This window comes from Caballeronia sp. LZ035 (assembly GCF_031451175.1).
Taxonomy (GTDB): Bacteria; Pseudomonadota; Gammaproteobacteria; order Burkholderiales; family Burkholderiaceae; genus Caballeronia.
The window spans coordinates 857,568-877,754 of the sequence record NZ_JARUXS010000004.1; the positions used below are offsets into that span (position 1 = coordinate 857,568).

18 protein-coding genes are annotated in these 20,187 nt (G+C 64.7%); 12 read left to right on the forward strand and 6 right to left on the reverse strand.

Going from position 1 to position 20,187, the window contains the following annotated elements; translation table 11 throughout:
- The first annotated feature begins 311 nt into the window (after nt 1–311).
- Nucleotides 312–1,088, forward strand: a complete 777-nt coding sequence (locus QCE88_RS34340) for an N-acyl amino acid synthase FeeM domain-containing protein (RefSeq protein WP_309909892.1) — start codon at nt 312–314, stop codon at nt 1,086–1,088.
- Between the two features lie 269 nt (nt 1,089–1,357).
- Nucleotides 1,358–4,237, forward strand: coding sequence for an EAL domain-containing protein (locus tag QCE88_RS34345; RefSeq protein WP_309909894.1), 2,880 nt, complete (start codon nt 1,358–1,360; stop codon nt 4,235–4,237).
- Between the two features lie 18 nt (nt 4,238–4,255).
- On the opposite strand, the gene QCE88_RS34350 is transcribed toward QCE88_RS34345, so the two are convergent.
- Nucleotides 4,256–4,465 (reverse strand): hypothetical protein, encoded by a 210-nt coding sequence (locus QCE88_RS34350; RefSeq protein WP_309909896.1) that lies wholly within the window; start codon nt 4,463–4,465, stop codon nt 4,256–4,258.
- Between the two features lie 215 nt (nt 4,466–4,680).
- On the opposite strand from QCE88_RS34350, the gene QCE88_RS34355 reads away from it, so the two are divergent.
- The gene (locus QCE88_RS34355) at nt 4,681–5,925 is read left to right on the forward strand and encodes an ROK family transcriptional regulator (RefSeq protein WP_309909898.1); all 1,245 of its coding nucleotides are present in this window, start codon (nt 4,681–4,683) and stop codon (nt 5,923–5,925) included.
- Between the two features lie 23 nt (nt 5,926–5,948).
- On the opposite strand, the gene QCE88_RS34360 is transcribed toward QCE88_RS34355, so the two are convergent.
- Nucleotides 5,949–6,575, reverse strand: a complete 627-nt coding sequence (locus tag QCE88_RS34360) for a LysE family translocator (RefSeq protein ID WP_309909900.1) — start codon at nt 6,573–6,575, stop codon at nt 5,949–5,951.
- A 132-nt stretch (nt 6,576–6,707) separates the two neighbouring features.
- Between QCE88_RS34360 and QCE88_RS34365 the strand changes: the two genes are divergently transcribed.
- From QCE88_RS34365 to hutI, 3 genes are all read left to right on the forward strand, one after another.
- A complete protein-coding gene (locus QCE88_RS34365; RefSeq protein ID WP_309909902.1) occupies nt 6,708–7,172 on the forward strand; it encodes an Lrp/AsnC family transcriptional regulator in 465 nt (154 codons plus the stop codon).
- A 155-nt stretch (nt 7,173–7,327) separates the two neighbouring features.
- Entirely contained in the window at nt 7,328–9,001 is a 1,674-nt protein-coding gene (hutU, locus tag QCE88_RS34370; RefSeq protein ID WP_309909904.1) for a urocanate hydratase, read from the forward strand.
- Nucleotides 8,998–10,218, forward strand: a complete 1,221-nt coding sequence (gene hutI / locus QCE88_RS34375) for an imidazolonepropionase (protein ID WP_309909906.1) — start codon at nt 8,998–9,000, stop codon at nt 10,216–10,218. The genes hutU and hutI overlap by 4 nt, the downstream gene beginning before the upstream one ends.
- 61 nt (nt 10,219–10,279) lie before the next feature.
- On the opposite strand, the gene QCE88_RS34380 is transcribed toward hutI, so the two are convergent.
- On the reverse strand, nt 10,280–10,534 hold the full coding sequence (locus tag QCE88_RS34380) for a GlsB/YeaQ/YmgE family stress response membrane protein (protein WP_309837657.1): 255 nt from the start codon (nt 10,532–10,534) through the stop codon (nt 10,280–10,282).
- Between the two features lie 237 nt (nt 10,535–10,771).
- Between QCE88_RS34380 and QCE88_RS34385 the strand changes: the two genes are divergently transcribed.
- Complete coding sequence (locus QCE88_RS34385; protein WP_309909908.1) at nt 10,772–11,260, forward strand: hypothetical protein; 489 nt, start codon at nt 10,772–10,774, stop codon at nt 11,258–11,260.
- A gap of 18 nt (nt 11,261–11,278) precedes the next feature.
- On the opposite strand, the gene QCE88_RS34390 is transcribed toward QCE88_RS34385, so the two are convergent.
- Complete coding sequence (locus QCE88_RS34390) at nt 11,279–11,497, reverse strand: hypothetical protein (RefSeq protein WP_309909910.1); 219 nt, start codon at nt 11,495–11,497, stop codon at nt 11,279–11,281.
- A gap of 159 nt (nt 11,498–11,656) precedes the next feature.
- On the opposite strand from QCE88_RS34390, the gene QCE88_RS34395 reads away from it, so the two are divergent.
- Nucleotides 11,657–11,953, forward strand: a complete 297-nt coding sequence (locus QCE88_RS34395) for a YciI-like protein (RefSeq protein ID WP_309909911.1) — start codon at nt 11,657–11,659, stop codon at nt 11,951–11,953.
- Nucleotides 11,954–11,975: 22 nt separating this feature from the next.
- Here QCE88_RS34395 and QCE88_RS34400 read toward each other — a convergent pair whose 3' ends face one another.
- Both QCE88_RS34400 and QCE88_RS34405 read right to left on the reverse strand, forming a co-directional pair.
- Nucleotides 11,976–12,968: a LysR substrate-binding domain-containing protein gene (locus QCE88_RS34400; protein ID WP_309909912.1), complete on the reverse strand. Its 993-nt coding sequence runs from the start codon at nt 12,966–12,968 to the stop codon at nt 11,976–11,978.
- A 212-nt stretch (nt 12,969–13,180) separates the two neighbouring features.
- Nucleotides 13,181–14,446: a mechanosensitive ion channel family protein gene (locus QCE88_RS34405; RefSeq protein WP_309909913.1), complete on the reverse strand. Its 1,266-nt coding sequence runs from the start codon at nt 14,444–14,446 to the stop codon at nt 13,181–13,183.
- A gap of 253 nt (nt 14,447–14,699) precedes the next feature.
- On the opposite strand from QCE88_RS34405, the gene QCE88_RS34410 reads away from it, so the two are divergent.
- From QCE88_RS34410 to gsiB, 4 genes are read left to right on the forward strand one after another with little or no spacing between them, the layout of a single operon-like run.
- Complete coding sequence (locus tag QCE88_RS34410) at nt 14,700–15,671, forward strand: MurR/RpiR family transcriptional regulator (protein ID WP_309909914.1); 972 nt, start codon at nt 14,700–14,702, stop codon at nt 15,669–15,671.
- Nucleotides 15,668–16,663 (forward strand): isoaspartyl peptidase/L-asparaginase, encoded by a 996-nt coding sequence (locus QCE88_RS34415; protein ID WP_309909916.1) that lies wholly within the window; start codon nt 15,668–15,670, stop codon nt 16,661–16,663. The genes QCE88_RS34410 and QCE88_RS34415 overlap by 4 nt, the downstream gene beginning before the upstream one ends.
- Entirely contained in the window at nt 16,660–18,564 is a 1,905-nt protein-coding gene (locus tag QCE88_RS34420; protein ID WP_309909917.1) for a dipeptide ABC transporter ATP-binding protein, read from the forward strand. Before QCE88_RS34415 ends, QCE88_RS34420 begins: the two co-directional genes overlap by 4 nt.
- Before the next feature lie 25 nt (nt 18,565–18,589).
- Nucleotides 18,590–20,149 carry a glutathione ABC transporter substrate-binding protein GsiB gene (gsiB, locus tag QCE88_RS34425; protein ID WP_309909919.1) on the forward strand — a complete coding sequence of 520 codons (1,560 nt, stop codon included), beginning with the start codon at nt 18,590–18,592 and terminating at the stop codon, nt 20,147–20,149.
- Nucleotides 20,150–20,187: the final 38 nt, after the last annotated feature.

A 20,187-nucleotide genomic window follows, 5' to 3' on the forward strand; every position in this document is an offset into this window, starting at 1 on the left:
GCTATTCTTCATCAGGCTTCTCACGTCGTCAGCATTGCACGCCTTCGTTGCCATTTCACTCAATTTCCGGCCCGCATATATCGGTAAGGCATATGCATATTTCGGCTAGCGGCGGCTGCCTGACGGTCGATTCGTCGATTAGAAGCTTTCCTCCAATGGTTTAGCCTGAAATTTGCTGGGAAACGGCGGCAAGCGCGCACGCCCTTATTTGACTTCGTGAGAGGCTCGATGAGCCGTGTGTGAGGAACTCACCCAAAACCGTTCTTCACCCCCGGACCTTTCCAATCGCCAAGAAAAAATGGGGTATTACAATGGAATGTCTGAACCTTGCCAATCACACCGCCGCTAACCCGACCGAAGCAGCGGCCCGCCCGACCCTCACCGTGGTTCCCACGCTTCAGAAAACGGAGCGGATGCCGTTTACGATTCGTATCGTCCGTGACGATGCAGGGCTCCAAAAGGCCGTAAGCATCAGACGTTCGGCCTATGGGCGTCATCTGCCCGAATTCGCCGATACGATGGCCATCGAATCGTCCGACCGCGATCGCGGCACGGTCGTGCTGCTGGCGGAATCGAAACTCGATGGCGCGCCGCTCGGCACCATGCGCATTCAGACCAATGCGTACAGTCCGCTGGCGGTGGAGCAGTCGGTGCGTCTGCCCGACGAACTGGCCGGCAGCCGGCTCGCGGAAGCGACCCGGCTCGGCGTGGCGGGCGGAATGGTGGGACGGGTGGTGAAGGTGGCATTGTGCAAGGCGCTGTGGATGCTGTGCGAACTGCACGAGATCGACTTCATGGTGATCACGGCGCGCACTCCGCTGGACCGCGAGTATGAAGCGATGCTTTTCAAGGACGTGTTCGGCATTAACGAATTTCTGCCGATGACGCATGTCGGCGGCCTGCCCCACCGGGTGCTGGCCAAGGATGTCGCTGCTGCACGCCAGCGTTGGGAAGAGGCTCGTCATCCGCTGTTCAACTACATGGTCAATACGCACCACCCGGACATCGATTTGCATTCTGTAGATTTATCTTTTGAGTGGGAAACGGTAGGATGTTCCAAGACCCCGTTAATGGCTTACGGAAGGTAAAAATACGGGTCTCGTGCGGGTAAAAAAGTACGATCGTATCTAGGACGGTAATAGCAAAAAAAACCGGACACGAAGCGGTCCGGTTGGCCAGAAGCGGCGGCGCCCGGGGATTCACACGGCTCCGCCGCCGCTTTGCGCAGACGCATCGGGCGTCGGCGCACACGGGGGTTTTTCCAGGTATGGCGTCGGTTATTCCAGCTTCCCTTTCGCGTATCAGACGCAGCGGCTCGTGGATCGACGACGCAATTTATGTCGTCGCGGTCTACGCCGTGCCCGTCCTGATTCTGCTCGGTACGCTGGCTACGCTTTATTTTCTGCCGCGCCAATATGAAACCCGTGGCGCCATTCCGCTTTCATTACAGGTAGTTGCCGATCAAGGCGATATTACCGACCCCGCCGATGCACTCGAGGCATTGCACGGCGTCGCACCGGTCGCGAGTTACAGCACACATCTCTCCGAAAAACCCATCTGGTTCAGCTTCACCGTGCCCAGCATGAGCGCGGACGGGTCGACGGCCGTGGAATTGCCGTCGCGCCACGCGCAAACTCTCGCCTGCTGGAATGCGAGCACGCTCGCACCGCTCGGCCTGGCGGACCGCGACAGCGTCAGCGGGACGATGCATCCAGTCAAGGCCGGTTATTACATTCAGGCCGGACGCTTGCGGCAATCGGAAAACATTCTTTGTAAGGGCACATTTTCAGGCCCCGCACAAATCAACGCTTTTGCGTGGGAATGGCAAGGCCTGCGCAGTTCGGCACTCGATTTCCAGGAAAGCTCGGGTTTGATTGCCGGCGGCTTGCTGACGCTCGCCGTTTTCGTGTTTGTCACCGCGCTGATCAATCACGAATGGACTTATGTGATTTTCGCGGTTTGGCTGGTCGGCAATCTGCGTTTGTGCGCGAATGCGATGGGCTGGGACATGCAATGGCTCGGTCGCATGCTGCCGTCCGAGTACCTTCAGTCATTGCGCCAGATCACCTTCGCCGTCTATTACCTGCTGACCGCCGCGCTGTTTCAGCAATTGTTCCGGCGTGAACTGCGAGTCGTCGGTTATCGATGGCTGCTGCGAGTCATTCAATACGTCGGCATCGTGTTGCTCGCCGCCGCGCTCGCGCTGCCGTACGCGTATTTCATTCCGGTGCTGTGGGTCATCGCCGGCTTCGGCATCTGCGTGCTGCTGTTCTTCCTCGTCCGGCTTGTCTGGATGGCGCGTTCGCGGACCGTGCTCTGGTATGTGGCATCGCTCGCCATCGTGCTGTTTGCCACCTTTTCCGAAGTCCTGGGCGCGGCCTTCGGGCTGAAATTTCTGGTCGGCGGTGTGAATACCGTGATGGCCGCGTTGTCGTCGAGCATGATGGCGGCGTTCGCCATCGCCGAGCAAATGCGCGCCGAGCGCGACTTCCGCCGTCAGGCGCAGATGGAACTGCGCAACACCTATGAAGTCACGCCCATCGGCCTCTTCACGCTCGACGCCGAAGGTCACTTCGTGCGCGCGAATCCGTCACTGCGCGCGATGCTCGACCTGCAGAAGTCCGAGTACAAGGTCCGCCACTGGAACGACTATTTCGAGGCGGGCGCATGGGGCGCGCTGCAGGCGCTGGCGTCGAAGGGCAGCGACGGCGAGCTCGAAATGAGCGGTTCGCCCGAACGCGGCACCGGCGAGCGTCGTTATCTGTTGAAGGCCATTCGCTCGAACGGCTGGATCGAAGGGTCGCTGCAGGATACGACCGAGCGCTCGAAGGCCGTCGAGCGCCTGCGCTTCCTCGCCGAGCACGATCCGCTCACGGGTTCGCTGAACCGGCGCGGCATCGAGAAGGCGATCGCCGCGCAAAGCGACGAGTCGCTGCCCTGGGCGCTGGCCTACGTCGATCTCGACCGCTTCAAGCTCGTCAACGACCTGTTCGGCCATCGCAGCGGCGACGAAGTCCTGCGCCAGGTTGCGGCGCGCACGCGGGCGCATTTTGCGCGCAGCTATCCGGTGGGACGTATCGGCGGCGACGAGTTCGTCTGCGTGATGCACGACACGTCGATCGAAGAGGCCATCGCGCAATGCCGCGAGCTCATTTCGATTCTCTCCGACGCGCCGTATCAGGTCGGCAATCGCGCGTTCCAGGTGAAGGCGTCGATCGGTCTGGTCGAATGTTCGCAGGGCGTGCGCGTGCAGGAAGCGCTGTCGCACGCGGACCGCGCGTGTCGCGAAGCGAAGAAGGTCGCGCATACGCATCTGGTCACGTATCGCAAGGGCGCGGCCGCGTTCGAGGAGCGCGCGGAAGAATTGAGACTGGTCGAGACGCTCGGCCGCAATCGCCTGCCGCCGGGCCTGTTCCTCGTCATGCAGCCGATCATGTCGCTCGCGGCGCCGACCGAATCGCTCAATTTCGAAGTGCTGCTGCGCATGCGCGCGCCTGACGGCGCCACGCTGCCCGCCGGCAAAGTGATCGTCGCGGCGGAGGAATCGGGCAACATCGCGGCCATCGACCGCTGGGTCATCTCCACACTCCTCGAATGGATCGAGGCGCACCAGCATCTGCTGGCCAACACGCAGTTCATCTGCGTGAACCTGTCGGGCGGCTCGCTCAACGACGAGCAGTTCATGGAGGACATCTTCGCGCTGTTCGGGCGTTACCAGTCCATCGTGCATTACCTCTGCCTGGAAATCACCGAAAGCGTGGCGCTGCACGACCTCGAGAACACGCAGCGCTTCATCGCGCGCGTGCATGACATGGGCGGCAAGATCGCGCTCGACGACTTCGGCGCGGGTTACACGTCATTCAAGTATCTGAAGGCGCTGTCGGCGGATGCGCTGAAGATCGACGGCGAATTCGTGCGCTCGATGTGCGCACATCCGGCGGACATCGCGATCGTCGAGGCGATCGTCGCGCTGGCACGCAATCTCGGCATGCGCAGCGTCGCGGAGTGGGTGGAGGATCTGGATACCTTGCGGGCGTTGCAGGAAATCGGCGTCGATTACGTGCAGGGTTATCTCGTCGCGCGGCCGCAGGAGAGCACCGCCATTCTCACGGCGGCTTCGGCGGCGAGCTTCCTCAAGGATCCGGACGTGGTGAGTTTCGTGGAAGGACTCTCGGAGCCTGCCCAGGCTACCGTCTTCAATTACGACTGGCAGGCGCGCGCGTCGGGCACGCACTGAGAAGCGCCGGCCTGTCGTTCACGCGGTGTCCATCTCATTGAGAATCTTGCTTGCTGCGATAGGAATGCGGGTGTCGTCCCATTGCGCGAGCCACTGGATTTCCTTGCGGGTGAAATAGCCCGGATGATTGCGCAGCGCGAACTGCAGCGAATCGACGATGTGATCGCGGATGATCTGGGGCGCATCGTCGTCATTGACGATGGCGTGCAGCGCTTCGAGTGTGCTCATGTTTCGGCGAGGTTTGATGAAGGGTGCTGCCGCCGAACATAACCGACTAAAAATCGCGTCAAAAATAACGGTTCAGGCTGACCGTCCGGCAAGTCAGGCGCTTGCCAGAATCGGAGTCGGCCGCGTTAGCCGATAAAATCAGCAGAATGAGCCACACGGGGACCTGTCCATGAATGTTGTCCGACGCGCGCGGCCGCACCGCGAGGCCCGCGCCGATGCCTGATCCCAAGCCCGATCCCACGCCCGGGCAGACGCCTCCCGTCTCCACGCAATCCATCGGCTCGAATCAGCTGGGCATGCGCCAGTTCAACGAGCGCATCGTCCTGCAGGCCATCCGTCTGCATGGCGCGCTGCCCAAGGCCGACATCGCCCGCCTCACGCGTCTCTCCATGCAGACCGTGTCGCTGATCGTCGATCATCTGATCGGCGACGGCCTGCTCGCCAAGGAACCGCGCACGCGCGTGCCCGGGCGCCTCGGCCAGCCGTCGGTGCCCATTTCCCTGCGCGCGGACGGCGCGTTTTCGATCGGCGTGAAGGTGGGGCGGCGCAGTCTCGATGTGCTGTCGATGGACTTTTGCGGCAGCGTGCGTGCCCGCGAGACCCTCGATTATGCGTATCCCGATCCGCGCACGCTGTTTCCGGCGCTTGAAAAGCGCCTCGCGCGCGTGACGGCCGCGCTCGGCGAGCACGCAAGCAAGATCGCCGGGATTGGCGTGGCCGCGCCGCTGTGGCTCGGCGGCTGGCGCGATTTCTTCGACACGCCCCCCGATGCGCTCGCGGCCTGGAACGAGATCGACATCCGCGCGCGCATCGGTGCGATGACCGCGCTGCCCGTCGAGTTCGCGAAGGACACGACCGCCGCCTGCGCCGCCGAACTCGTCATGGGGCAGGGGCGCGGGCTGCGCAATTTCCTCTACGTGTTCATCGGCACCTTCATTGGCGGCGGACTCGTGATCGATGGCCGGCTGCATGCGGGCCCTGGCGGCAATGCAGGCGCCATCGGTTCCCTGCCGCTCACCCGCAGTGCCAGCGATGGCCAGCCGGGACAACTGCTCAATACGGCTTCGGTGTATGTGCTGGAGAAGGCGCTGGCCGCCGCGGGCGCGCCCGCCGAGGCGGCCCACGACGCACGCGCGTGGTCCACTGCATGGCGGCCGCTCGCGCAGGCGTGGATGAGCGAGACGTGTCCCGCCATCGCGCACGGGATCGCTTCGTCGGCGGCGTTGCTGGATCTGGAGGCGGTGGTGATCGACGGAGAAATCGATCGCACGCTGCTGCGCGAAGTGATCCGGGCCACCGACCAGGCCCTGGCCGGTTTCGACTGGCAGGGCATGGCGCGGCCGCGTCTGGTGGAAGGGCAGATCGGCCCCGACGCCCGGGCGATGGGCGGCGCGATCCTGCCGCTCTATGCGCATTTCGCGCCGAAGCACGAACTCTTTCTGAAGCCGCTGGAAAGCTGACTTGCCCGCGAAGACCGCGCGCTTCAGTCCAGCGACAGCCGCACGGCAAACGCGAGCAGCGCGGCGGAAAAAGTCCAGCGCTGCACGGTCTGCGCTCTCGGATGGCGCTTGAGCCACCCTGAGAGATGCGTGGTGCCGGCGACCAGCGCGAGATCGAACGCCATGCCGACGGCCACCAGCACCACGCCCAGCTCGAGCACTTGCGACCAGACCGGCCCGGCTTCCGGATGCACGAATTGCGGCAGCAACACGGAGCAGAAAAGCAGCGCCTTGGGATTGAGGATGCTGCTCAGGATGCCTTTCGCATAGGCCGCGCGCAGGGTCGGCGCGCTGGCGCTGGCGGGCGCGGCATCGAGTCCGAAGGCCGGCGAACGGAAGATCTGGATCGCGACATAGGCGAGGTACAGGCCGCCCGCGATGCGCACGCCGTCATACAGCCACGGCGCACTGCGCAGCAGCGCGGCGACGCCGAGCGCCGAGAGCGTCACATGCGTGGCGCGCGCGCAGGCCAGTCCGCACGCCACCGCGACGCCGTGGCGGATGCCCCGGGTGGCGCTCGTTTGCAGGACGAGTGCCATGTCGGGCCCCGGCAACGCGTAGACGATGGCGAGCGCGCCGATGAAAACCCAGAGCAAGTGTGCCGAAACCATGATGATGAAACTCCTTGATGAGGGCTTCATCGTGCCATGACGTGCGAGGCGATTTCTGGCAATTTCAGATACACATGCGCGCCACGAAGCTGCTTTCCCCTAGAATATTCAAGAATAAAAGAGGAAACGACCATGTCCGATCTTGACCGAATCGACCGCGCGATGCTCGCCGCCTTGCAGCAGGACGGACGCATGCCCGTGGCGAAGCTCGCCGAGCGCGTCGGTCTGAGCGAAACGCCGTGCGCTCGCCGGTTGAAGCGTCTTGAGACCGAAGGCTATATCGACGGTTATCGCGCCATGCTGTCGCGCAAGGCGCTGCAACTCGGCGTCGTCGCGTTCGCGCAGGTGCGGTTCAGCGTGCACGACCGCGCGTTGTCCGACCGCTTCGAGCGCGAGATTCGCGGCATCTCCCGCATCCTCTCCTGCCACAACATTTCAGGCACCGCTGATTACCTGCTGCAAGTGGTCGCACGCGATCTGGACGAATACGGTGAATTCCTGCGCGATGTGCTGCGGACGCTTCCGGGCGTGACGGCGGTGGAATCGATGCTGTCGTTGCGCGAGATCAAGCGCGACAGCGGCCTGCCGATGCCGTGAGTATTGTCTATACAAGAATGCCGGCGCATGGAGCCAATAAGGCACATCAGGCCTCGGGTTCGCCCTAATACAACCCAAGTTGTATATACAAGAAGATGAGATCGATCCGGCGTGCACGACCCCGTTCATGCCTTCCGCACATTCAGGAGCTGTCCGTGACTTCATCTTCCCGTTTCCGCGACATCGAGATTCGTGCACCGCGTGGCACCCGGCTGAACGCCAAAAGCTGGCTGACCGAGGCGCCCTTGCGCATGCTGATGAACAACCTCGATCCCGAGGTCGCCGAGAATCCGCGAGAACTGGTGGTGTATGGCGGCATCGGCCGGGCGGCGCGGGATTGGGCGTGCTTCGACCAGATCGTCGAGACGCTGAAGCGCCTCGAAGCCGACGAAACGCTGCTGATCCAGTCGGGCAAGCCGGTCGGGGTGTTCCGGACGCATGAGAACGCACCGCGCGTGCTGATCGCCAATTCGAACCTCGTGCCGCACTGGGCCAGCTGGGAGCATTTCAACGAGCTCGACGCCAAAGGTCTCGCCATGTACGGCCAGATGACCGCCGGCAGCTGGATTTACATCGGCAGTCAGGGCATCGTGCAGGGCACGTACGAGACCTTCGTCGAAGCAGGACGGCAGCATTACGCCGGCGACCTGAAGGGGCGCTGGGTCCTCACGGCCGGGCTGGGCGGCATGGGCGGCGCACAGCCGCTCGCCGCGACGCTGGCGGGCGCGTGTTCGCTCAATATCGAATGCCAGCAGAGCCGCATCGATTTCCGCCTGAAGACGCGTTACGTCGATGAACAGGCCACCGATCTCGACGACGCCCTCGCACGCATCCAACGCTACACCAGCGAAGGCCGGGCGGTATCGGTCGCGCTGTGCGGCAACGCCGCCGACGTGCTGCCCGAACTGGTCCGGCGCGGCGTGCGCCCCGACATGGTCACCGACCAGACGAGCGCGCACGATCCGCTGAACGGCTATCTGCCGAAGGGCTGGACCTGGGCGCAGTACCGCGACCGCGCACAAAGCGATCCCGCGGGCACGGTGAAGGCGGCGAAGCAGTCGATGGCGGAACATGTGCGCGCGATGCTCGCGTTCCGCGAACAGGGCGTGCCCACTTTCGACTACGGCAACAACATCCGCCAGATGGCCAAGGAAGAAGGCGTCACGAACGCGTTCGACTTCCCGGGCTTCGTGCCGGCCTATATCCGGCCGCTGTTCTGCCGGGGCGTCGGGCCGTTCCGCTGGGCGGCGCTGTCCGGCGATCCGGAAGACATCTACCGCACCGACGCGAAAGTGAAGGAACTGATCGCCGATGACGCTCACCTGCATCGCTGGCTCGACATGGCGCGCGAGCGCATCAGCTTCCAGGGCCTGCCCGCGCGCATCTGCTGGGTCGGTCTGGGCCAGCGCGCAAAGCTCGGCCTCGCGTTCAACGAAATGGTGCGCAACGGGGAGCTGTCCGCGCCGGTCGTGATCGGCCGGGATCATCTGGATTCGGGGTCGGTCGCGAGCCCGAATCGCGAGACCGAGGCGATGCGCGACGGCTCCGACGCCGTGTCCGACTGGCCGCTCCTCAACGCGCTGCTCAACACCGCGAGCGGCGCGACGTGGGTGTCGCTGCATCATGGCGGCGGCGTCGGCATGGGCTTCTCGCAGCATGCGGGCGTCGTGATCGTCTGCGACGGCAGCCATGAAGCCGATGCCCGCATCGCGCGCGTGTTGCACAACGATCCGGCAAGCGGCGTCATGCGTCATGCGGACGCGGGCTACGACATCGCCGTGGAATGCGCGCGCGAGCAAGGCCTTGATCTGCCGATGATCACGCGATGAAGACCCTCTGGCATCACTGCCACGCCGCGACGATGGCGCACGGCGCATATTCGATCATCGAGGACGCGGCGATGCTCACCGACGGCCCGCGCATCGAGTGGATCGGTCCGCGCGCGGCGGCGCCCGAACCGGATGCCTGCGAGCGCGTCGATCTGCAAGGCGCGTGGGTGACGCCCGGTCTGATCGATTGCCACACGCATCTGGTGTTCGGCGGCGACCGCAGCGGCGAGTTCGAAGAGCGCCTGCAAGGCGTGAGTTACGCCGACATTGCAGCGCGCGGCGGCGGCATCGCCGGAACCGTGCACGCAACGCGCGCGGCCAGCGAGGACGCATTGTTCGACGCTGCACGCACGCGTGCGCTTGGCTTGCTGCGCGAAGGCGTGACGACGATCGAGGTGAAGTCCGGCTACGGTCTGGATCTCGCCAGCGAGCGCAAGATGCTGCGGGTGGCGCGTCGTCTGGCCGACGCCCTGCCGCTGACGGTGCGCGCCACCTGTCTCGCCGCACACGCTTTGCCGCCCGAATACGCGGCGCGCCCAGACGACTACATCGGCCATATCTGCGATGTCATGCTGCCTGCGCTCGTGGCCGAAGGTCTGGTCGATGCCGTCGATGCCTTCTGCGAGCACATTGCATTCTCGCCGCAGCAAGTGGAACGCGTGTTCCGTTGCGCGCAGGCACTCGGCGTGCCCGTCAAGCTGCATGCGGAACAGTTGTCGTCCCTGCATGGCGCGACGCTGGCGGCGCGTTATCGGGCACTCTCGGCGGATCATCTCGAATACATGACCGAAGCCGATGCCGAAGCGATGGCGCAGTCCGGCACGGTCGCCGTGTTGCTGCCGGGCGCGTTCTACCTGTTGCGCGAGACGCAGTGTCCGCCCGTCGATGCGCTGCGCCGCCACCATGTACCCATCGCGCTCGCCAGCGACATGAATCCGGGCACCTCGCCCGCGCTGTCGCTCCGCCTGATGCTCAACATGGGCTGCACGCTGTTTCGCCTGACGCCGGAAGAAGCGCTCGCCGGCGTGACGCTTCACGCGGCGCGGGCGCTGGGTCTCGATGCGACTCACGGGTCGCTCGAAGCGGGCAAGACGGCGGATTTCGTGGCGTGGCGCATTGGCCGGCCCGCCGAACTGTCCTACTGGCTGGGCGGCGCGCTGCCTGCGCGGGTCGTGCGCGGCGGCAGGGCTCTGGACTTTGCGCGTCTGGCTGCCTAGAGGCGCATAAAAAAACGCCTCGCCCGGTGCAGGGCGAGGCGTTGACTTTCTCAGTGCGAATTCAGGTGCTGCGCTTGCGGATCATCCCCCAGACGACCAGCAGCACGATGGCGCCGATCACGGAAGCGATCCAGCCGGCCGGTTGCCCCGGCTGATACCAGCCGAGCGCGCGGCCCACATAACCGGCAATCAGCGAGCCGGCGATGCCAAGCACGATGGTCATGATCCAGCCCATGTTGTCGTCGCCAGGCTTGACGGCGCGCGCGATCAGGCCGACAACGAGTCCCACGATCAAAGTACCAATGAATGCGAACATGCGCTTGCTCCTTAGCAGTAGTTGACGGCTTCTGACCTGAGCTGCCGGTGTGTCCGGGAACATCCGGTAGCTTCAAATTAGCACGGCGCACTGCGTTTGGGTATGACAGGGCCATGCCGAAGCACGCGAGGCCGGGATCGGCCATTCGGACGGTTGCATCAGCACGAACAATGCCGCGCATCGTCGACACGGTAAAATCCGGCGCATTGCCTCACTGCCTGCTTGCGCATTTACGCCATGACCGAATCCGAATTCCCCTCCGCCGACGAAGCCATCCACGAAGACCGCCTGTGGCGCGATGACGGCTGGACCGCGCGGGTCATCAAGAACGAAGACGACGACGGCTGGGCTGTCGCGATGATCCAGGCGGGCGAGGCCGAGCCCGCGCTCGTCGGCCCGTGGACCATGGGCCGCGACAAGAAGAACCCCAAGCCGCTCGACGGCGCGGCGTTCCGCACGCTGGTGAAGACGGCATCGGAAGTGCTGCGCCGCCACGAACAGCAGCGGCATGCGATGCTGCACAAGAATCTCACGATCGAAGTGAACGGCGAGGAGATCACCGTGACGCTGGAGATCGTGCCCGATGAAGACGATCCCTACGCCAATCTGAAGGCGCTCGACGCGTTCGGCGCGCAGCTCGCGCATGTGCGCGTCTCGCCGGCATTCAAGCTGACGAAGGCGAGTGCCGAGCGCTGGGCGGAGAACGATTTCGACAAGCCGAACTGAGCCGCGGTGGCGTGTGCTTCAGCGTCGAAACAGGGCGAGCACACGCCGCGAGCACTGGCGCAGCCACGATGACCACGCGCGCCCCGTCTCGCGCCGCTCCACCGTCAGCGTGATGAACACTTGCGTGGCGGTGGGTCGCTCGGGCGCACGCTTTGCACCATCGGACGGCGAGGTCCACGGGCACCTCCGGCAGTCCGGCTTCAAACAGGTATTGCAGGGCGGTTGATTGCAGCTCATGACGGTCCTCGGCGGCTTCGGTTCATGATGTGCGAAGCCGTTTCTCAAAGGGATAGGACGGGTCTGATTGCCACTTGCACCGTAACGCAAACCATCGCGTTGAAATTGCGCCAGAATCGGTTAAATCGGCGGCCTGCCGATTCACTTCAGGAGAAGGCGATGCATCACCTGTTGATCTACGAACTGTGTGCGGATTATCTGGATCGTCGCGCCGAGTTTCGCGATGCGCATCTGGCGCTGGCGTGGGCCGCTGTCGAGCGCGGCGAGATCGTGCTGGCGGGCGCGCTCGACGCCCCCGCCGACCGCGCCATGCTGCTGTTTCACAGTGAATCGCCGGCGGTGGCGGAGGCGTTTGCGGCGAACGATCCGTATGTGACCAACGGGCTCGTGACGCGCTGGGAAGTGCGCAAGTGGAATACGGTCGTTGGCGCAAACGCGGCCACGCCGGTGCGCTGACCCTCCGCCACGTTCAACGTCTTCAAGCGTCCGCGGTCTCCTCTTCAGGACGATCGCGCCGCGGACCGCCACGCCTCTGCGCCGAGCGATACAGGTTGGTCAGCGTGTCATCGATCAGCTGCGAACGCTCGAACAGCGTCGCCAGCCAGTCGACGAACACCGAGACGCGCGGCGTCGCCTGACGGCTTTTCAGGAACGCGACTGATACCTTCAGCGGCGGCGCCTTCAAATCCGGCAGCACTTCGTGCAACTGTCCCGAGCGCAGATACGGCTGCGCCGCGATGCGCAGCGGCTGGATCAGCCCCAGCCCTTCGATGCCGCACGCGAGATACGCGTGCTCGTCAGCGACCTGCACGAAGCCGCGCATCTTCATCGTGACGGGCTCGCCGTCCACGTCGAAATCGAAGTCGGCGGGGCGGCCCGTCTTCTCCGACACACAGTTCACCGCGACATGCTGCGCCAGATCGCCGAGCGTCGCGGGCGCGCCATGCTTGTCCAGATAAGCGGGGCTTGCGCACGTCACTTGTTCGAGCACGCCCAGGCGCCGGGCGATCAGACCGGAATCCGGCAGTTCGCCCAGTTGCACGCTGCAATCCACGCCGCTGCCGACCAGATCCACATTGCGATTGCCGATACCGAGCGAAAGCTCGATCTGCGGAAAGCGCGCATGGAATTCGGGCAGCGCGGGCACGACGATGGACGTCGCGACGGTATCCGGCATTTCCACCCGCAGCCGGCCGCGCAGGCGTTCTTCGCCGGCACCGAAACCGGATTCGAGTTCGTCGATGTCGGCGAGAATCTGTGCGCTGCGCTCGTAGTAGGCCGCGCCGTCGACGGTGAGATTCAGGCGCCGGGTCGTGCGTGCAAGCAGTTGCACGCCGACCAGCGCTTCGAGTTGTTGCACGGTCGTCGAAACACTCGCGCGCGGCATGCCGAGTGATTCGGCGGCGCGCGTGAAACTGTTCGTATCGACGACACGCGTAAAGACACGCATGGCATGAACGCGATCGATCACGTTGAGTTTCCCCTTGATGACGATTGAATGGCGATGCGCGAGAAAAAACGACTCCACCGCGGCTGCAAGGCTGCGGAAAAAGGGCGCATCGGCGATGGTTAGATCGTACGGACGGGAGACGTCAACGTGAATACACAAAACTGGAGGATTCTTGCCTGATCCTTTTTTCAGGGCGGACCCTGAGGAAGCGCATCGGGCAAGGCGTCACGCGTTCAAAGCGTCGGCATTTCGCCGCGCAGGCGTCCGGCCATGCCATTGAAGTCCGAGCCTGAAGGAGCCTGATACAGCCGCAGTCCCATCTCGGGAAGGATGGACAGCAGATGGTCGAAGACGTCGCCCTGGATGCGCTCGTATTGCGTCCACGCGGTCGTTGCCGTGAAGCAGTAGACCTCCACCGGAATGCCCTGCGACTCCGGCTCCATCATGCGCACCATGATCGCCATGTCTTGCCGGATCTCCGGATGCCGCTGCAGATACGCGAGGCCATAAGCGCGGAATGTCCCGATATTCGTGAGCCGCCGGCGATTGGCCGGCTCGTTCGCCAGTTCGCCGAGATTGCGGTTGGCCTGTTCCACTTCGGTCTGCTTCTGCTCGAGATAGTCGTGCAGCAGGCGGAAGCGCATCAGCCGGGCGGTTTCCTCTTCGCTCAGGAAGCGCACGCATTGCGCGTCGATGCGCAGGGTGCGCTTGATGCGCCGCCCGCCCGATTCGAACATGTGCCGGTAATTGCGGTAGCTCTCCGAGAAGAGCTTGTAGGTCGGCACCGTCGTTACGGTGTTGTCCCAGTTCTGCACTTTGACCGTGTGCAGCGCGATGTCCTTCACAAAGCCGTCCGCGGCCGCTTGCGGCATTTCGATCCAGTCGCCGATGCGCAGCATGTCGTTCGACGTGAGCTGGGTGCTCGCCACCAGCGACAGCAGCGTGTCCTTGAACACCAGCAACAGCACGGCAGAAAGCGCACCGATGCCGGACAGCATCCAGAGCGGCGACCGGTCGATGAGAATCGACAGCACGAGCACGCCGCACACCAGCGCGAGCGCCAGCTTGCCGATCTGGATATAGCCCTTGATGGAGCGCGTCTGCGCTTCCTTGCTTTCCGCGTAGACGTCCTGCCAGGCGGACAGCGCGCTGCCCGCGGCGAGAAACGCGCAGATCCACGCGCCGGCATGCGCCACGCGGCCGATCATCGTGGCCCAGTGTCCGACGTGCGGCACTTCGTCGATACCGAGCGCAACCGTCGCGAACGGCACCGCGTACCAGAGCCGGTGATAGGCGCGCCGGCGGATGAACGCCTGGTCCCACTTCACGTGACCGGCCAGCACCAGCAAGCGGTGCGCGAGATACAGGACGATGCGCGCCACGACCCATTGCACGAACAGCGCGATGAGCGCGAGCGCGATGAATCCCGCGAGGGTCTGCGCCCACGGATGGGCGTCGATCTGTTGCGGCAGCGTGCCGGGAAGGAAGTCGAAATTCATGCTGGGTCGTTGGCCGGTGGGCGCACGCCTTGCAGCGCGTCTGGCCCCGTATTGTGCATGAAGGCGCGAGGCGGGGACATCGGACACGGCCGAAGCGCGCCGCTTGCGGAGCGGCGTCGAAGCCTCCCGGAAAACCCCGAGTGCGATGAAAATGAATTTTTTTTGGCGGGATTTTCGAGTAAATATACTTTCATCGCTTACTGGCAACGAACTCGCGCGCTCCATGACACGAACGCAGTCAGTCCCCGCTCACATGCAGACAACGGTCCGTGCCGACGATCTGATCGCCGCGCGCATCACGGCGGCGATGCCGACGCTGACGCCGATTCACCGGCGCATGGGGGCTTTCGTGCTGGCCAACCTGTTCCGTTCGGCGACCATGCGGATCGACGAACTGGCGGGCGCAGTGGGTGCATCGGTGGCGACGGCGAACCGCTTTGCGCGTGCGCTTGGCTTCTCCGGCTATCCGGCGTTCCGCGAGGCGCTGGTGCGCGGCTTCGAGGCGACCATCGCGCCGGTCGAGCGGCTGCGGACCGCGCTCGAACAGCCGGCGAGCGCCGCCGACGTGTTCGATGCGTCGCTGGCGCAGGCGGCGGCGAATCTGCATCTGGCGCAAACCTCGGTCGATGCCGCGACTGCCGAAGCAATCGTCGAGGCCATGCTCGCCGCGCCGCGCGTGTTCGTGCTGGGCTATGGCGCGAGCGCGTTCCTGGCCGGATTGATGGAGCACGGCCTCACGCCGTATTGCGCGAACGTGCAGTCGCTGGCGCTGATGGGCGGGCCGTCGCACGCGGCGCGCCGTCTGTTCACCGCCACGCGCGGCGACGTGCTCGTGGCGATTGCATTTCCGCGCTATGTGGACGACACCATCACGCTGGCGCGCCGCGCGCGTGCTCACGGTCTGCGCGTGATTGCGCTGACGGATCATGCCGCCTCGCCGCTGGCGCAAGTGGCGGATCTGGTGCTCGCGATCCGCGCCGAACGGCGGCTTGCGGCGAATTGCGATACGGCCGTGCTGGCCGTCATCGAAGCATTGTGCGATGCAGTCGCGCACCGGGCGAAGCGCTCGGTGGAGGCTGCATCGGGTCTGACCGAATTCGTGTTGCCCTGGCTCGTGGTGCCGCCGTCGCCGTCGCCGTCGGCGTCGAACGAGGCGCCGGGGCTGCGGGCCAGCCGGCCTGCCACTGAGAAGCGACACCTTCAACCGGAACCGCGCGAATCATGAACGCCATCCCCGTCATCGCCATTCACGGCGGCGCAGGCACCATCGTGCGCAGCGCGATGAACACCGACGCCGAAGCGCGCTATCACGCCGCGCTCAACGAGATATTGAGCGCGGCCCAGCGCCTGCTCGCCGAAGGCGGCAGCGCGCTCGACGCGGTCACCGAGGCCGTGCGCCTGCTCGAAGACTGTCCGCTCTTCAACGCGGGCCACGGCGCTGTGTTCACGGCGGCGGGCACGCATGAACTCGATGCGTCCGTGATGGACGGCGCGACGCTCGAAGCCGGCGCGGTCAGCTGCGTGACGCGCGTGAAGAATCCGGTGCTGGCCGCGCGCCGCGTGCTCGACGTGAGCGATCACGTGATGTTCACGGCAGCGGGCGCGGAAGCGTTCGCGGCGGCGCAGGGGCTGGAATTCGTCGAGCCGTCGTACTACTACACCGAGGCGCGTCATCAGCAATGGCTCAAGGCGCGCGGCACCTCGCGCACGATGCTCGATCACGACGCCGCGACCTTTGCGTTCGCGGGTGCGTCGGATAGCACGGATGCGCCGGGCGAAGACGATCCGCTCGATCCGACGAAGAAGTTCGGCACGGTCGGCGCGGTCGCGCTCGATGCGCACGGTCACCTCGCGGCGGCGACCTCGACGGGCGGCATCACCAACAAGCAGGCCGGCCGGGTCGGCGATGCGCCCTTGATCGGCGCGGGCTGCTACGCCAGCGACGCCACCTGCGCGGTGTCCACCACCGGCACGGGCGAGATGTTCATGCGCATGCTCGCGGCCTATGACGTGGCGGCGCAAATGGAATATCGCGGCGTGTCGCTCGACGAAGCGTCACACGATGTCGTGATGAACAAGTTGCCGCGCATCGACGGACGCGGCGGTCTCGTCGCCGTCGATGCGCGCGGCAACGTCGTGCTGCCGTTCAACACCGAAGGCATGTATCGCGGCTACGCGCGCGTGGGTGAAGCGCCCGTCACGGCGATCTACCGATGATCGACACGGCCACCACGCTGCCCGGTTCACGCGTCATCGACGTGCGTGATCTGTCGGTTTCGTTCCGCTCGCGTGCGCGTACGGTCGAAGCGGTGCGCAAGGTGTCGTTTGCTGTCGATCGCGGCGAGACGCTGGCGATCGTCGGCGAGTCGGGTTCGGGCAAGTCGGTGACGTCGCTTGCGCTGATGCGGCTCGTCGAGCATGGCGGCGGCCGGATCACGGCGGGCCGCATCGACTTCAGGCGGCGCAACGGCCAGGTGCTGGATCTCGCGAAGGCTTCGTCGGCGACGATGCGCGGCGTGCGCGGCGCCGACATCGCGATGATCTTCCAGGAGCCGATGACCTCGCTCAATCCGGTCTTCACGGTCGGCGACCAGATTGCGGAAGCCATTGCGCTGCATCAGGGCAAGAGCCGCGGCGAAGCGCGGGCGGAGGCGCTGCGCCTGCTCGATCTCGTGCGCATTCCCGAATCGAAACGGGTGTTTTCGCGCTATCCGCACCAGTTGTCGGGCGGCATGCGCCAGCGCGTGATGATCGCGATGGCGCTGTCGTGCAAGCCGGCGTTGCTGATCGCCGACGAGCCGACCACCGCGCTCGACGTGACGATCCAGGCGCAGATCCTGCAACTCGTGCGCGGCTTGCAGGACGAGATGAACATGGGCGTGGTCTTCATCACGCACGACATGGGCGTGGTGGCCGAAGTGGCGGATCGCGTGCTGGTGATGTATCGCGGCGAGAAGGTGGAGGAGGCCGGTTCGGACCAGTTGTTCCACGCGCCGCAGCATCCGTACACGAAGGCATTGCTGGCCGCCGTGCCCACGCTGGGCGCGATGCACGGCACCGACCGTCCCGCGAAGTTCCCGATCCTCGAAGTCGCGCCAGTGGAAGCCGCGCCCGACGATGCCAGCGCGCTGCGTCCTTCGGCGGCGGTGGAACACGAAACGCAACCCGCCGTCGATCAAACCGCGCCGCCGATCCTGCGCGTGCGCGACCTGGTCACGCGCTTTCCAGTAAAGACCGGCCTGTTCGGCCGCACGACGGCGGCCGTGCATGCGGTGGAGCGCGTGAGCTTCGACCTGCGTCCGGGCGAGACGCTCGCGCTTGTCGGCGAGTCGGGCTGCGGCAAGTCGACCACCGGGCGCTCGCTGCTGAGGCTGGTGGAAAGCCAGAGCGGTTCCATCGAGTTCGATGGACGCGACATCAGCACGCTGCATGGCCATGCGCTTCAGACGCTGCGGCGCAATATCCAGTTCATCTTCCAGGACCCGTTCGCTTCGCTCAATCCGCGCCTGACCGTAGGTTTTTCGGTGATGGAGCCGCTGCTGGTGCATGGCGTCGCGAGCGGCCGCGAAGCGCAGGCGCGAGTCGACTGGCTGCTCGACAAGGTCGGCTTGCCGCCGGAAGCCGCGCAGCGCTATCCGCATGAATTCTCCGGCGGACAGCGGCAACGCATCGCCATTGCACGCGCGCTGGCGCTGAATCCGAAGGTCGTGATCGCTGACGAATCCGTCTCCGCGCTCGATGTCTCCGTGCGCGCGCAGATCGTCAATCTGATGCTCGACCTGCAACGGGAACTGGGCGTCGCGTATCTGTTCATCTCGCACGACATGGCCGTGGTCGAACGCGTGAGTCATCGCGTGGCGGTGATGTACCTGGGACAGATCGTCGAGATCGGGCCGCGCGCCGCCGTGTTCGAGGCGCCGCGTCATCCGTACACGAGAAAGCTGATGAGCGCGGTGCCGGTCGCGGATCCCGCGCGCCGCCATGCGCAGCGCATGCTTGCCGCCGATGAAATCCCGAGCCCGATCCGCGCGCTCGGGGACGAACCCGTAGTCGCGAAACTGGTTGCGGTCGGACCAGACCACTTTGTCGCCGAGCATCACGTGGGCGGCGCTTACTAAAAGCACTTCAACAAGGAGTCAACCGATGCCGTCCTCTCGTCCTCATTCGTTGCGCGCGCTGATCGCAGCCGGCGCCTTCGCGACGCTCGCCGCGCTCGGCCCGGTCACGGCGGCGCATGCGCAAAGCACCGCCGTGATGGCCGTCGCCTCGACCTTCACGACGATGGATCCCTACGACGCCAACGACACGCTCTCGCAAGCGGTGGCGAAGTCCTTCTACCAGGGGCTGTTCGGCTTCGACAAGGACATGAAGATCCAGCCCGTGCTCGCCACCAGCTACGAGGCAAGCCCGGATGCAAAGGTCTACACGATCCATCTGCGTAAGGACGTGAAGTTCCACGACGGCACCGACTTCAACGCGGACGCGGTGAAAGCCGTGTTCGACCGGGTCACGAATCCGGACAACAAGCTCAAGCGCTACAACCTGTTCAACAAGATCGAGAAGACCGAAGTGATCGATCCGTACACGGTGAAGATCACGCTGAAGATTCCGTTCTCGGCGTTCATCAACGTGCTGGCGCATCCGTCGGCGGTGATGATCTCGCCGACCGCGCTCAAGAAGTACGGCAAGGAGATTGCGTTCCACCCGGTCGGCACGGGGCCGTTCGAGTTCGTCGAATGGAAGCAGACCGACGACCTGAAGGTGAAGAAGTTCGCCGGTTACTGGAAGAAGGGCTTGCCGAAGATTGACATGATCGACTGGAAGCCGGTGGTGGACAACAACACCCGCGCCGCGCTGATGCAGACCGGGGAAGCGGACTTCGCGTTCTCGATTCCGTTCGAACAGGCCGCCACGCTCAAGTCGAGCCCGAAGGTGGACCTGGTCGCGGCGCCGTCGATCATTCAGCGCTATGTCAGCATGAACGTGCTGCAGAAGCCGTTCGACAATCCGAAGGTGCGCGAAGCGCTCAACTACGCCATCAACAAGGAAGCGCTCGTGAAGGTCGCGTTCGCGGGCTACGCGGTGCCGGCCGAAGGCGTGGTGCCGCCGGGCGTCGAGTATGCGACCAAGCTCGGCCCCTGGAAATACGATCCGGCGAAGGCGCGCGAACTGCTGAAGGAAGCGGGCTATCCGAACGGATTCGAAACCACGCTCTGGTCCGGCTATAACCACACGACCGCGCAGAAGATCATCCAGTTCGTGCAGCAGCAGCTCGCGCAAGTGGGCGTGAAGACGACGGTCGAAGCGCTCGAAGCAGGGCAGCGCGTGCAGCGCGTCGAGAGCGCGCCCGATCCGAAAACTGCGCCGGTGCGCATGCTGTACATCGGCTGGTCGTCGTCGACGGGCGAAGCGGACTGGGCCATTTCGCCGCTGCTCGGCGGCTCGTCGTTCCCGCCGAAGCTCTTCAACACCGCGTACTACAAGAACGACAAGGTGGACGACGATCTCGCGAAAGCGCTCGCCACGACCGACCGCGGCGAGAAGGCGAAGCTCTACGCCGACGCGCAGAAGCAGATCTGGACCGATGCGCCGTGGATCTTCCTCGTCACGGAAAAGGTCGTGTATGCGCACAGCAAGCGTCTGTCCGGCGCGTACGTGATGCCTGACGGCTCGTTCAGTTTCGACGAGATCGCGATCAAGTAATGGCCCGTGGCCGGGCTTCGCCGCCCGGCCGCTCTCTG